The organism is Methanimicrococcus hacksteinii, assembly GCF_032714515.1.
In the GTDB taxonomy this organism is placed as follows: Archaea; Halobacteriota; Methanosarcinia; order Methanosarcinales; family Methanosarcinaceae; genus Methanimicrococcus; species Methanimicrococcus hacksteinii.
Genome location: NZ_JAWDKC010000008.1, coordinates 1 through 12,560, shown reverse-complemented (window position 1 = coordinate 12,560; position 12,560 = coordinate 1). Strand labels below are relative to the sequence as shown.

General features: G+C 43.0%; 11 protein-coding genes, 1 tRNA gene and 1 rRNA gene. 6 read left to right on the top strand and 7 right to left on the bottom strand.

Annotated elements, in window-relative coordinates:
- Positions 1–11 precede the first annotated feature (11 nt).
- Together MmiAt1_RS01560 and MmiAt1_RS01555 are read right to left on the bottom strand one after the other, a co-directional pair.
- Positions 12–596 carry a malonic semialdehyde reductase gene (locus MmiAt1_RS01560; RefSeq protein WP_318785151.1) on the bottom strand — a complete coding sequence of 195 codons (585 nt, stop codon included), beginning with the start codon at positions 594–596 and terminating at the stop codon, positions 12–14.
- Between the two features lie 129 nt (positions 597–725).
- Positions 726–1,265 carry a flavodoxin family protein gene (locus tag MmiAt1_RS01555; protein ID WP_318785150.1) on the bottom strand — a complete coding sequence of 180 codons (540 nt, stop codon included), beginning with the start codon at positions 1,263–1,265 and terminating at the stop codon, positions 726–728.
- A gap of 187 nt (positions 1,266–1,452) precedes the next feature.
- On the opposite strand from MmiAt1_RS01555, the gene MmiAt1_RS01550 reads away from it, so the two are divergent.
- Positions 1,453–1,573: transfer RNA gene (locus MmiAt1_RS01550), tRNA-Met, on the top strand.
- 168 nt (positions 1,574–1,741) lie between these two features.
- On the opposite strand, the gene MmiAt1_RS01545 is transcribed toward MmiAt1_RS01550, so the two are convergent.
- On the bottom strand, positions 1,742–2,113 hold the full coding sequence (locus MmiAt1_RS01545) for a hypothetical protein (RefSeq protein WP_318785149.1): 372 nt from the start codon (positions 2,111–2,113) through the stop codon (positions 1,742–1,744).
- 649 nt (positions 2,114–2,762) lie between these two features.
- Entirely contained in the window at positions 2,763–2,948 is a 186-nt protein-coding gene (locus MmiAt1_RS01540; RefSeq protein WP_318785148.1) for a hypothetical protein, read from the bottom strand.
- A 183-nt stretch (positions 2,949–3,131) separates the two neighbouring features.
- On the opposite strand from MmiAt1_RS01540, the gene MmiAt1_RS01535 reads away from it, so the two are divergent.
- The 4 genes from MmiAt1_RS01535 to MmiAt1_RS01520 all read left to right on the top strand — a co-directional run bounded on the left by MmiAt1_RS01535 (position 3,132) and on the right by MmiAt1_RS01520 (position 9,261).
- Positions 3,132–3,899 (top strand): SDR family NAD(P)-dependent oxidoreductase, encoded by a 768-nt coding sequence (locus tag MmiAt1_RS01535; protein ID WP_318785147.1) that lies wholly within the window; start codon positions 3,132–3,134, stop codon positions 3,897–3,899.
- A 135-nt stretch (positions 3,900–4,034) separates the two neighbouring features.
- On the top strand, positions 4,035–7,232 hold the full coding sequence (locus tag MmiAt1_RS01530) for a DNA-directed DNA polymerase (protein ID WP_318785146.1): 3,198 nt from the start codon (positions 4,035–4,037) through the stop codon (positions 7,230–7,232).
- A 231-nt stretch (positions 7,233–7,463) separates the two neighbouring features.
- Positions 7,464–8,876: a dihydroorotase gene (locus MmiAt1_RS01525; protein WP_318785145.1), complete on the top strand. Its 1,413-nt coding sequence runs from the start codon at positions 7,464–7,466 to the stop codon at positions 8,874–8,876.
- A 133-nt stretch (positions 8,877–9,009) separates the two neighbouring features.
- On the top strand, positions 9,010–9,261 hold the full coding sequence (locus MmiAt1_RS01520) for a DUF3781 domain-containing protein (RefSeq protein WP_318785144.1): 252 nt from the start codon (positions 9,010–9,012) through the stop codon (positions 9,259–9,261).
- A 95-nt stretch (positions 9,262–9,356) separates the two neighbouring features.
- Here the strand turns inward: MmiAt1_RS01520 and MmiAt1_RS01515 are convergent, their stop codons facing one another.
- The 3 genes from MmiAt1_RS01515 to eif1A all read right to left on the bottom strand — a co-directional run bounded on the left by MmiAt1_RS01515 (position 9,357) and on the right by eif1A (position 11,544).
- Positions 9,357–9,941, bottom strand: coding sequence for a KH domain-containing protein (locus MmiAt1_RS01515; RefSeq protein ID WP_318785143.1), 585 nt, complete (start codon positions 9,939–9,941; stop codon positions 9,357–9,359).
- Between the two features lie 21 nt (positions 9,942–9,962).
- Positions 9,963–10,931, bottom strand: coding sequence for a serine protein kinase RIO (locus MmiAt1_RS01510; protein WP_318785142.1), 969 nt, complete (start codon positions 10,929–10,931; stop codon positions 9,963–9,965).
- 274 nt (positions 10,932–11,205) lie between these two features.
- Complete coding sequence (eif1A, locus tag MmiAt1_RS01505) at positions 11,206–11,544, bottom strand: translation initiation factor eIF-1A (protein WP_318785141.1); 339 nt, start codon at positions 11,542–11,544, stop codon at positions 11,206–11,208.
- 892 nt (positions 11,545–12,436) lie between these two features.
- On the opposite strand from eif1A, the gene MmiAt1_RS01500 reads away from it, so the two are divergent.
- Positions 12,437–12,560 (top strand): 16S ribosomal RNA (locus MmiAt1_RS01500); the annotation flags it as partial.

Here is a 12,560-nt window from a genome sequence, read left to right as displayed (position 1 = left end):
TTTTAAAAATGTTACAGAATTTTACAGGCTTCGTCAAACTTAAATCTGTCATCGCGCGGATGCAGTTTGCTTTTGTCTCCGATTCCCAGGTTGCACAAGAAAACGGATTTAAACCGGCCGTCGGGGAAAAATTCCTTATCGACGCCCGCATTATCAAAGCCGCCCATCGGTCCGCAGTCCAGTCCCAAAGCGCGCGCCGCAATTATCAGGTAAGCGCCCTGCAGCGATCCGCTTAAAAGGCCTGCTCTTTCGGCAAACGTTTCGTCTTGGGAAAACATTGTATAATAGTCCCCGTGCGGGTAGAGGCGGGGCATAAATTCATAGAATTTCGAGTCATACGCAGCAATAACCGTCGCCGATGCTTCTTCAACTTTTCTTTGATTCGATTCGGCAACAAAAGGAAGAAGCCGTTTCTTGCCTTCTTCACTTTTGACGAACACAAAACGTCCCGACTGGCAGTTCGCCCAAGTCGGCGCCATTTTCAGTTCGTCATAAATTTGAATCAGCAAGTCGTCGGAAATTTCCGTTTTTTCAAAATATTTGTGCGTTCGGGCTTCATCAAAGATGAGGTCCATGGATTCTTTGTCTAATTTCATTTTTATCGCCTTCGTTTTTGTTTTTCATTCTTGTATTATTCATTAATTCATTATGTTTTCATTTTTGTTTTCATTTTTGTTTTCATTCTGTTGTTTTCGTTCTGTTGTTTCCATTTTTGTTTTTATTTTTTAAATTTTATTAACGGCATCTTCCGCCTGTTTAATAATGTCGGGTTTTGCCTGAACCGCGCCGGCTTCCATAACGCCTTTGGCAACGATAATGTCAGCCATTTCAACACCGATATAATCAAAAGCATCTTGATACATTCCGATTACGTGAGACGCGGTTTTTTCTTCCGTATCTTCCATCGGGACAACCAAAATCACTTTCTTATTTTGGAACGTTTCGCGCGGCAAACCGTACCATCTGTCGGTAAAAACTTTCATTTGCGCCGTCGGCCCCCACCAATAAACCGGCGTTCCGAGAACCCAGACATCGGATTCTTTCATTTTTTCACCCATTACTTGCATGCCGTCTTTTTTCACGCAGCCCTTGCCGCTTTTACGGCACGCGTCACAAGCTTCGCAAAAACCGATGTCGGCTTTATTCAGCGAAACATATTCCGTTTCAAACCCCTTTTCCGCCGCATTTTTTAAAATCGTTTCAATTAAAAAATGCGTGTTGCCGTTTTTCCGCGGGCTTCCGCAGAAGCCGATTACTTTCGTCATTATGTCCTCTCTTCGTATTTTATTTAAATATATGCATTTTTATTTATTTGAAAGCACTTTTAATTAAGTTCGTCTTTTATTTATATTTTTATAAATCCTAAAAAACAAAAAGACAGAAAAACGGTAAAATCCTCCATTTCAATCAATATCTTTTAATATCAAAATGTTTATTCTAATGCATCCGACAGCCCGGATAGCCTAGTCGGTTGGGGCGCCAGACTCATAGGGAAAATAATGACGGCGTCTTGTTGGAATTTCAAAATTCCTGAGACATCTGGAGGTCGCGTGTTCGAGTCACGCTCCGGGCATAATATCAGTTGTTCGGGTCACGTACCCGGACATCTTTCTTTATTTTTTAAAATCCGATAATTTCATTTCATTTCTGTTTTTTTCTTTTTCTTTTCTATCACAAACATTTTTAAAAAAAGCTGAAGCCGAAGAGTCCGCACTCTTCCGCTTTTTCGAATCTTCTTCGTTTAATTCCAATCCGGCAAAACGTTTTTGAATTTTACGGACTGAAATACGGATTCAACATCGTATTCCGATTCATCTTGTCCTCGTTTTTCAGTTCCGAGTTTCTCTGCCGAATACAAAAGAACGCTCATAATGACTATTGCCGGCGTCCATTTTTCTTTGTAAATGCGCGAAAATTCAAAAACACTGTAAACGAGTGCCGTCAATGTGATAACAGCGATCATCAAAGCGTCCGAGCCGGCAATTCCCGTAAAATGAACTGCAAAAACAATCAGCGCATAGGAAATTGCAAAGCTGAAAAAGAATACGATCATCAGATAGCTGAAGATAAACAATAAATTCCGGATAAATTTCTTAATATATTTCTCTGACATTTTATGCACATCCTGATGTGTTTTCCGTGTTGGTTGTTTCTATTTTTAATTTCTATTTTCATTTTTGTTTTCTGTTTCTGCTTTCGTTTTCTATTTTCCGTTTTTGTTTTCTGTTTCTGCTTTCGTTTTCTGTTTCTGCTTTCATTTTAATTTCTATTTTTCGTTTTCATTTTTTTGTTTTCAAAGTTTCATTCTGTTTGGCGGCAGTATTCTTTTTGAATATCTTTGATGCAATAATATGTGTTAAAAACATAAAACACTAAAATCACAATTGAAGTTGTTATGCTGAGGGTCAGTCGGAATACTTTATACAGCATATTGTTCTGCATATTGATTTCTTCCAGAATCTTTAGAATAACGAGGTCGACTGTCACCATTCCTATGAACAGCAGCGCACAGCAAATCATACCTGAAATGATCAGTATAAAGCAGGCGTGATTTACTGAAATTGCTTGCTTCGTTGTTTCATCCAGTATGATGTTAATCTCTCCGTTTTTTTGTTAATTCTTGCAATTTCTATGTTTGTTCATTCAATCATATTAATCTTTTTTTATTCTTCTGATTTCGATTTGTCAATAAATATATTAAAAAATTCAATCATTTATTCTCTTATAATTTTCATGATTTTATCAATTTGAACATTATTCGGTCAATTAATCGGCAAATTTGATTTTGGTTTTGGTTTTGGTTTTGGTTTTGTTTTGATTTTGGTTTTGGTTTTGTTTTGATTTTGGTTTTGGTTTTGGTTTTGGTTTTGGTTTTGGTTTTGGTTTTGGTTTTGGTTTTGTTTTGATTTTGATTTTGGTTTTGGTTTTGTTTTGATTTTGGTTTTCATCCTTGATTTTTGTTTTTCCGTTTTTTGATTTTCATTTTTATTCTTTAATGCTGAATTGTTGAATCAATTTGTTTTTTTTCTGTTTTTTTGGTTTACAATTATCCATCATGTATATATATGACAAATTTTAGACTTTTTGACTAAGCCTATCTCGGCTTATTCATTTATCATGGAGAATTCAAAATGTTTGATTTAACAGGCAGAGTCGCCGTTATTACGGGCGGCTCATCAGGACTCGGTGTACAGTTTGCAAAAGTATTGGCCGAACAGGGGGCAGATGTCGCCATTATTGCGCGCCGGATGGATAAACTCGAAAGTGTCGCGGCCGAAATCCGCAAAACCGGTCGGAAATGCCTGCCCGTTCAGGCGGATTTGACTCAGACAAAAGATATTCAAAATGCGGTTGCCGCCGTTATTGAAGAATTCGGAAAAGTCGACATCTTAATCAACAATGCCGGCTCTGCCGTTCCCGCGCCGGCCGAAGAAATGACGGACGAACAATGGGATTTCACGGTGACATTGAACCTATCGTCCGTTTTTAAAACCGCGCGCGAGTTCGGAAAAGAAATGATCAAAAACAATTACGGCCGCATTATTAATATCGCGTCGATGCACGGCCTGGTCGGAAATATCAACAAAGGACTGGCGACATCATGCGCTTATCACGCGACAAAAGGCGGCGTCGTGAACCTGACGCGCGCGCTTGCCGTTGAATGGAGCAAATACGGCATCACCGTCAACGCCATTTGTCCCGGCTTTTTCCCGAGCGAATTGACGCAGCCCGCATTTGAATCCGAAGAATTCCAGCGTTACATCAGGCTGACAACACCGCTGGAACGTACCGGCAGAGACGGAGAACTCAATCCCGCGCTGCTTTCATTGGCTGCCGACGAAGCAGGCTACACAACCGGGTCTATCGTTGTCATCGACGGCGGAACAACGGCTTATTAAGCCATTTCATTTTCTTTTTTATTTTTCCGCCTTTTCTTTTTTTATTTTCTCTTCCCTTTTTCTTTTCAGTTTCTTTTCCTTTTCGTTTTTTCATTCCAAAAAGGATATATTAAATTAAACAAGTTTATAGCCGATATGAATTTTCAGATTCTTGACGCGGATTACAAATTGATCGGTGAAGACGAACCGGTCATCAGGCTTTTCGGAAGAAGCGAAGACGGCAAAAGCGTATGCTGTTTGATTCCCGGATTCGAACCGTTTTTTTATGCCGAAAGCACAACGCCGGAAGAAACTCAAAAGGAGTTGTCGGAGAAGTTTCCTCAAATCGTCCGCGTTGAGATTGTCGAGCGCTACGCGCCGGTGGGTTACCAGACAAAAAAATCGCCGTATTTGAAAATTATTGTTCAAGCGCCGCGAAACGTTCCCGAAATCCGCGACGACGTCGCCAAATTACCGGGTGTGACGGCGCTTTTTGAAAGCGATATTCTCTTCCGCAACAGATTCCTCGTCGATATGAACCTCGGGGGTTTCCAATGGGTGGAAGCGGAAGAAGACGCGAGTTTGGACCGTGACCATCTGCTCAAAGAAATTCCGATTAAATCCGATCTGATTATCTGCGCCAAATCGGTGACGCCGCTTGACCGCATTTCAAACGCGCCTTTGCGCTATCTTTCTTTTGACATTGAATGTCTGCCCGATCGCGGCAACATGCCGACGCCTGAGAAATCGCCGGTTATTCTGGTCAGTTTCGCGTTTGAGCCGGCTTGGAACGGCAAAAAAACGCTTGTTTATGTCGGAAAACCCAAGCCCGACGAGTTTGATTATGAAACAAACGATGCCGACGGCGACACAATTTGGCTGGAAAATGAAAACGAATTGATGGCAAAAACGTTTGAAACCATCAATGCATATGATCCTGATTTCATTACCGGATACAATATCGGTGATTTCGACATTCCTTATTTACTCCGCCGCGCCGACATTTTAAAAAAGAAAGGCGCAGCGATTAAAACCGGTCTTGCGCGTGACGGCAGTCCGACTTATTCTAAAAAATTCGGCTTGACCGTGAAAACAGAAATTACGGGGCGCATTGTCTCCGACGTTTTACCGCTCGTCCGCCGCAATTTCAGCTTAAAGCAGTATACGCTCCGAAACGCCGCGAAAGAATTGCTCGGCCGCGAAAAATTGGATGTTCCGGCTTCCGAAATGGAAGCTTATTGGAGCGACCGCGGCGAAAAGCTGGCGCAATTTATCAATTATTCCCGCCGCGACTCGGAACTTGCAATCGAATTGCTTTTAAATCTCAAGATTTTGGACAAATACATCGCGCTTGCGCGCATCACAAATTCCGTCGTTCAGGAAACGCTTGACGGCGGCCAGACTTCTATGGTCGAGCAGGTCATGCTGAAAGAATACGGCAAACATGATCGTGTGATGCCTGTCAAACCCGACGGCGAAGCGTATGAAGAGCGCGACAGTGATGAAGAACTCAAAGGCGGCGCCGTTTTAGAGCCGGTCCGCGGCCTGCATGAAAATGTCATTGTTCTGGACTACAAATCTCTTTATCCGACAATCATGATGGCGCACAATCTGTGCTACACGACCATTGTTCAGGACCGCCGCGATTTGGAAGCGCTCGGTCTTACCGACAGCGATGTCGAAGTCACGCCGACGGGCGGCATTTTTGTTAAACAGAACATTATCAAAGGAATTGTTCCGTCCATTTTGGAAGATTTGCTCAACCGCAGAATGGAAACCAAAAAGCTGATGAAGCAAACCGAGGGCGAACAGGAAATCCTGGCGCTTGACGCAACGCAGATGGCGCTTAAAATTTTGCTCAACAGCTATTACGGTTATACCGGCTACGCCCGCGCTCGTTTATACAGTATGGCGATGGCCAGTTCCGTTACCAGCATCGGCCGGGAAAATATCATCAACACGGAACGCATTATCACGCAAGAAATCGGCAAGATTTACCTTTACGACAACAAAGCGTGGCTGGAAAATGAAATCAAGGACGAATTCAAAGCCGGGGGAAAAACAGTTGAAGCTGATTTCGATTCCGGGAATATTTCCGATTTGGATTCCGCCGTCATCAAAGGCGATGTCAGAATTATTATGCTTTCCGTCGTTTACGGCGATACGGACAGCGTTTTCATGCATTGTACCGCCGAATCCGGCGAAGAATTAACGCCTGAGCAGTTCAGTTTGGAAGATGCCGCGCTGGTCGGCTCCAAAACCGCGTCGATTGTGACGGCTTCGCTGCCCGCGCCGATGGAACTGGAATTTGAAGCGGTTGCGCGCCGCGCGGTTTTAATTGCCAAGAAACGGTATGCTCAGTGGCTGTTTGAACGCGGCGGGTCCGGATGGACGAACAAAATCAAAGTCAAAGGGATGGAAACCGTTCGCCGCGACTGGTGTGAGCTGACGTCCGAAACGCTGACGCGCGTCCTGGAACTTGTTTTAATGGAAGGTAATGTCGATGAGGCGGTCAAGTATGTCCGCTCCGTGACAAGCGAGCTTCGCAATTTGAATTTGCAGGAAAATCCGGAATTTATCAACAAACTGATTCTCACCAAGAATTATTCTAAGAAAACGGACAATTACAAAAACAAGCAGCCGCATTTGACGGTTGTCGAGAAAATCAAGGAACGAACGGGAATCTCAACGCCGATCGGAACGCGTGTTCCGTTTGTGATTACGTCGGGCAAAGGATTGTTTGTCGAACGCGCTGAAGATCCGGATTTTGTTTTAAAGCACAACATTCCGATTGATACGGAATATTACATTAAGAAACAAATTCTGCCGCCGGTGGAACGCATTTTGGAAGTTTTCGGCGTTGACGGCGGATCGCTTGACAAATATCAGCAGAAAGGATTGTTTGATTTCGCCGATGCCGCGCCCGCTGCGCCCAAAGAGCCGGCTGTGCGCTCCGTTTCGGATCTTGCGTCCAACAAAAGCTCGACACCCGCCGATGCCGGCACTGCCGAAGACACGGGCCCGTCCAAAGCGCCGACTTACAAAGAAGAAGCTGCAGACGATATTCCCGAAACATTTTCGGACGATTTATCCGACGAATTTGAAACCGGAAAATCCGATTCTTCCGAAACTGTTTCCGAAGTGGATCTGCCGGAATCCGAGTCGGCTTCAGCGGAATCTGAACCGGTTTCAACAGAATCCGAACAGGTTTCAACAGAATCCGAACCCGTTTCTGAACTTGTTTCCGAACCTGTTTCTGAATCCGCTTCCGAATCGGTTTCTGAGCCCGCATCAAAACCCGTTTCAAAAGAAAGCGGCAAGAAAAAACCCCAAAAATCTCTTTTTGATTTTTGATTGTCTTTTTCGTTGCCTTTTCTCTTTTTCTTTTCCTTTCTCTTTCTCTTTCTCTTTCTCTTTCTCTTTTTTTCCTTTTTTCTTCCTTCCGTTCATTAAACGTGCGGCTCGGTTCTTATTTTTATTTTTTAAATTCGGGCTGTTCGCGCGCGCGGCAGGCATCGAGCGAAAACAGCGTCACAAACAATTTTTCAGGTGAAGTTTATTAAACTTGAAAGACAATGCTTCTTTATGCCCGATGTTCTGATTCAAAACGCACGTATTCTCGAAGACGGCCGCTTGGTGCCTGCTGAAATTTTAATTGAAGACGGCAAGATTAAAGGAATTGCCAAAGAATTCCGAGTCTCTGCTTACGATGAAAAAATTGACGCCGATAACATGGTTGTTATTCCGGCGGGTATTGACGGGCACGTCCATTTCCGGGATCCGGGGCTGACTTACAAAGAGGACTGGTATACAGGATCCTGTTCGGCGGCCGCAGGCGGAATTGTAACTGTTTTGGAACATCCGAATACGATTCCTCCCGTCGTTGATAAGGTTGGTTTTTCTCTTAAACTGAAGCACGCCAAAAAGAAATCTGTTGTTGATTACGGTATCAACGGCGGCGTCACGGATAATATTGACAAGCTTAAAGAGTTGTGGCGTCTCGGAATCAGTGTTTTCGGCGAAATTTTTATGGCCGAATCCACAGGCGCTTTAAACATCAGCAAAGAAACATTGGGGGCAGCGCTGTCACAAATCGGGCAGATGGACGCGCCGGCCTGCATTCATGCCGAAGACGAAGCGATTCGCCTGGAAAACGAACAGCTTTTGAAAAATGACACCGGTATTGATATTCATTCCCGTGTTCGGCCGAACGAAAGCGAAGAAAAAGCGGTTGCCGATTGTTTGGAAATCAATAAAAGCGCGGCTTTTCCGGCCCGGCTTCATTTTTGCCACACCAGCACGCCTGAAGCGGTGAGACTGATTACGCAGGCCCAAAAAGACTCTTCTCCGCTGAACAATGCCGGCAAAGTCACCTGCGAGGTTGTGCCGCATCATTTATTTTTATCCACAAAGGATTACGGCAAATTGGGAACGCTCGGCAAAATGAATCCGCCGCTGCGCTCGCCCGCTGATGCGGCTTACATGATTCAGGCGCTGAATTCTGGACTTATTAATGCCGTGGCATCCGATCATGCGCCGCATATGCGTTATGAAAAAGATGCGCCGATGCTGTCTGCGCCGTCCGGTGTTCCGGGTGTCGAGACTTTGATGCCGCTGGTGCTTGCCGGCGTCCGTAAAAATCTGTTTACGCTTGAGCGCGTCATTCAGGTGACCAGCCGGAATCCGGCTTACATTTTCGGTTTGGACCGTCTCGGCAAAGGGTCGATGGCAGAAGGGCATGACGCCGATTTGCTGCTGTTTGATCCGAAAAACATTGTTCCGATCAAAGCCAAAAATCTGCATACGCAGTGTGACTGGACGCCTTATGAAGGAATGGACGGCCTTTTCCCCGGAATGACGCTTTCGCGCGGCGATGTCGTTTGGGACGGCGCGCAGGTGATTGCCAAAAAAGGACGCGGACAGTTCTTGCCGGGAGCGGGCTTGAAAACGGATGAGGACGGCAAAATCATTTTGGATGATAATGAGGATGACGAATGAACGGTCTCTATTGATCTCGATTATTTTCTTTCGTTGATTTTGTTTATTCTCTTTCGTTGATTTTGTTTATTCTCTTTATTTTTTATTTTTTTAATTTGCAGGTGATGAAAAAATAACGCAGGCGGGCGAAATAATGACAAATGATTTACTGCTTAACATTGACAAGGTGCATACGACCGATTTGGGCGTCATTCGAATTAAACGGAATTTAGAATTGGATATCGAGGATGTTGTCACATGGTGCAGACAAAAAATCGAAAATGCGGACAGTATTTCCAAAAGAGGCAAAAATTGGTATGTTAATGTCGATTCTATTGAAATTACTGTGAATTCCCGCAGTTTTACCATTATCACGGCGCACAAAAAAAAGCCCGCAAATAAATAACTAAATAAATAAGCAGGCGGTATCGCGCGCGTAAACGGCACATTTATTTTGAATTAAAATGAGATCTGAATTTTTAAAAAAGGAAGAGTGAAGAATTATTCTTCCTCTTGTTCGTCTGCGTCTTCTTCCATGTCAATATATTCGATGGAATCCAATTGCGAGCGGATTAAATCGTCATGCTTCTTTTCAAGGAAACTGTAAACGGTTCCGTGGTTGACGCCGTTAATGAGCATGTCAACGGCGGTTCTGATGATTGTTGTCTGTTCCGGAAATCCGATCACGCTGACGGTTTTGCCGTACACGGAAATTTTGACGTTGATGAGCTTTTCGGCAATTTCGCGGGTTTTGCCTTCGCGGCCGATGATTCTGCCTTTGAGGCGCGCCAATTCTTTCGGCGTCGATGCGGCTTCCGATAAGTCAATAATGTCCAGCGTCAGGAAATCTTCATAAAAAAGTTCCAACGCTTTTTCGGGTGAAAAACCGCGGGCGATTGCTTTAATCACTTCCATTGCGCGCATTCCGGCAACGGGGTCTTCTTCGTCTTTGATTTCAACGCGGCCGTCTTCGCTGTTGATTTCCAGTTTCAGTTTAGCGGCTTCTTCGATTTGTTTTTTAACGGCGCCGTTCGGGCCGATAATGACTGCGATTCTTTCTTTGGGAACTTTTACAAATTGGGTCATTTTCATTCTTCCTTTTTATTTTCAATCGTTTTCTTTTTCAGGAATCCCTGCATTCATTTCTTCATCTGTGCCTGTTTCTTCATCTGCACTTATATTTTCATCCGTTCTTGTTTCTTCATCTGTGCCTGTTTCTTCATCCGTACTTGTCTTTTCATCGGCGGCTTTTACATCCGTTTCATCCGGCTCTACAATGATGTCTTCTTCTTTCTTTTGTTTGATTTGTTCCAATATGCTTTTTGTTTCTTCTTCAATGCCGTATTTTCTGAAGAAACGCTTTATATTTTCAACATCGCGGAGGAGAAATTCGCGGGCGTTTGGATGATTCAGTGTAACGGCCTGGCCGACATCAATGATGACGGCTTCTCCTTTCTCAATATCAATTAAAATGTTGTATTCGCTTAAATCGGCATGCACGAGGGATGCTCTGACATACATGCGGCGCATGTCTTCAATAATCTGGTCGTAAAAGATGCGCGCGTCTTCGTCATCCATTTTGACATCTTTCAGCGATGGGTATGCAACGCCGTTTTCGCCCATGAATTCCATGATCAGAACATTGCGGTCACAGGTAATCGGCCGAGGCGCGCGAATTCCTGCTTTGCTGATCCGGAGCAGGTTTTGATATTCTTTTTGCGTCCATGCAAAAATGATATCTTTTCGGCTGTGGCGGATGTGGGTAAATCTCGGATCTTTGAGAATATACGGATCCATTGCCTTGAATGTGCTTGAATTGATTCTGTAGATTTTGACGGCGACTTCGCCTTCGTTTCCGGTTGCATAGAAGACGTTTGCTTCTTTTCCGGTGCTGATTGAGCCGCCGAGTTCATTGATATACCCTTTGTTGGCGAATGAATAAAGCAATTTTAAAGTCGGCACGTCAAAGACATTTTCTTCGGCTTTGAGAAAAGATGAATCTTTTTTAAAGATGCGGCTCTTGGCGCGCTTATCTTCGATTTGCTTCATCTGTTTGTCAATCTTCTTTTGACTCATTCAGTCACCTTAAAAATCGGGGCGGAGTTGATTTGATTTCGCTGTCTGTGAAATCGGTAATCTAAAAATGATTTGTTAATTAATGAACGAATTAATGAACGAATAATGAATTCATTAACGATAATGGGTGGATTAATGTCAGATTAATCACCTAAATTGACTACCCGGCCAATTATTGAATTAATTATCGGGTTATGTTATTGAATTAATTATCGAGTTAAGTTATTGAATTAATTATTGATTTTACCAAATGTAAAATTAAAATTTGAGAACTTTATGTTCTCAAATAACCTTTTTTGTCCAGCCAGTCCACCTGCGGGCGGGTGTATTTCCAAATAATGTCTGCTTTTTCATCCTGGAAATCCCACGGGACGGCAATCACGACATCGCCTTCGTGAATCCAGATCTTCTTTTTCATGGAGCCGGGGATACGTCCCATACGGACGACGCCGTCCATGCATCTGAGTTTAAGGTGGTTTGCGCCGAGCAGGCTTTCTACAATTGCCAATACTTCGCGTTCTTCTTTTTTCGGGATTCTGACGCGAATGACCTGTTCGCCCTCCGGAGGTGCAGGTCCTCTTCTTCCGCCTCTGTTATTGTGATAATTTGCCATAAATTTAAACCTTCAATTATGAGTTTTTGATAAATATTTGATAATTATTTGATTAAATATTGCTGAATCTTTGAATATTGATCCGCTGTTGTTAAAATGCGCCTCTTGCAATGAGGCGGAACAAACATTTCATTTTTTATAAAATTGTAAATGCTGATTTTTATGTAAGAATAATGTTTTCATGTTTAAATGTTATGTCCGATTTCATTCTTTCAAAATCCGATTTTTCTTTTTTTCATGAATTTTCGGCTGTTTTTTCAGACCCTGTCACAACCTTTATATACGAAATGTGATATTGTTTGGAATCGCTCAGTTCGAGTCTTTCAAAGTCTCGGATTGAATGGATTGACATTTTATTCGTTTAGAATCATAAGTAAAATGAGTACGGATTTTATTTGTCCGAGCTTTTTTGAATTTGACAAACGTGTCAAAATTCTTAAATACAATGTCAGCTTTATATTGTATTCCGCGTAATTTGCTGAGTTTTCTCAGCCGAATTCGTGATATTACATTCATCAATTAATGAAGTCGGGAGTTTTTTCCCGTACTGATATGTGACCTGATGTTTCGGTAAACTTCGGCGGTGATTTTCAAAATTTCATCTTTAACAAGATGGATCTTTCAATTTGCTCAGCAAATTGAACAAAATTGTAAATCATCGTTACGAGATTTACAGGAATATCAAACTGTGTACAAAGGAAAGCAACTCAAAAATCTAAGAACTAAGTGTGAATAGCGCTTTATTCGTGGTTGATAAGTTTTTTCCGACAATTCTGATTATTCAGCAATGTTTGCAGTATTTCCAAAACCAGCTATAAAAAGCAACATCTAAGTGTGTACAGGATTACATTGAGAATGCTCACAGCGTTTGAAATGTTCAAATCTATTAATAATTCCGGTTGATCCTGCCGGAGGTTACTGCTATCGGTGTTTGACTAAGCCATGCGAGTCAAATGTTCTTCGTGAACATGGCGTAATGCTCAGTAACACGTGGATAACCTGCCCTCAGGTCCGGC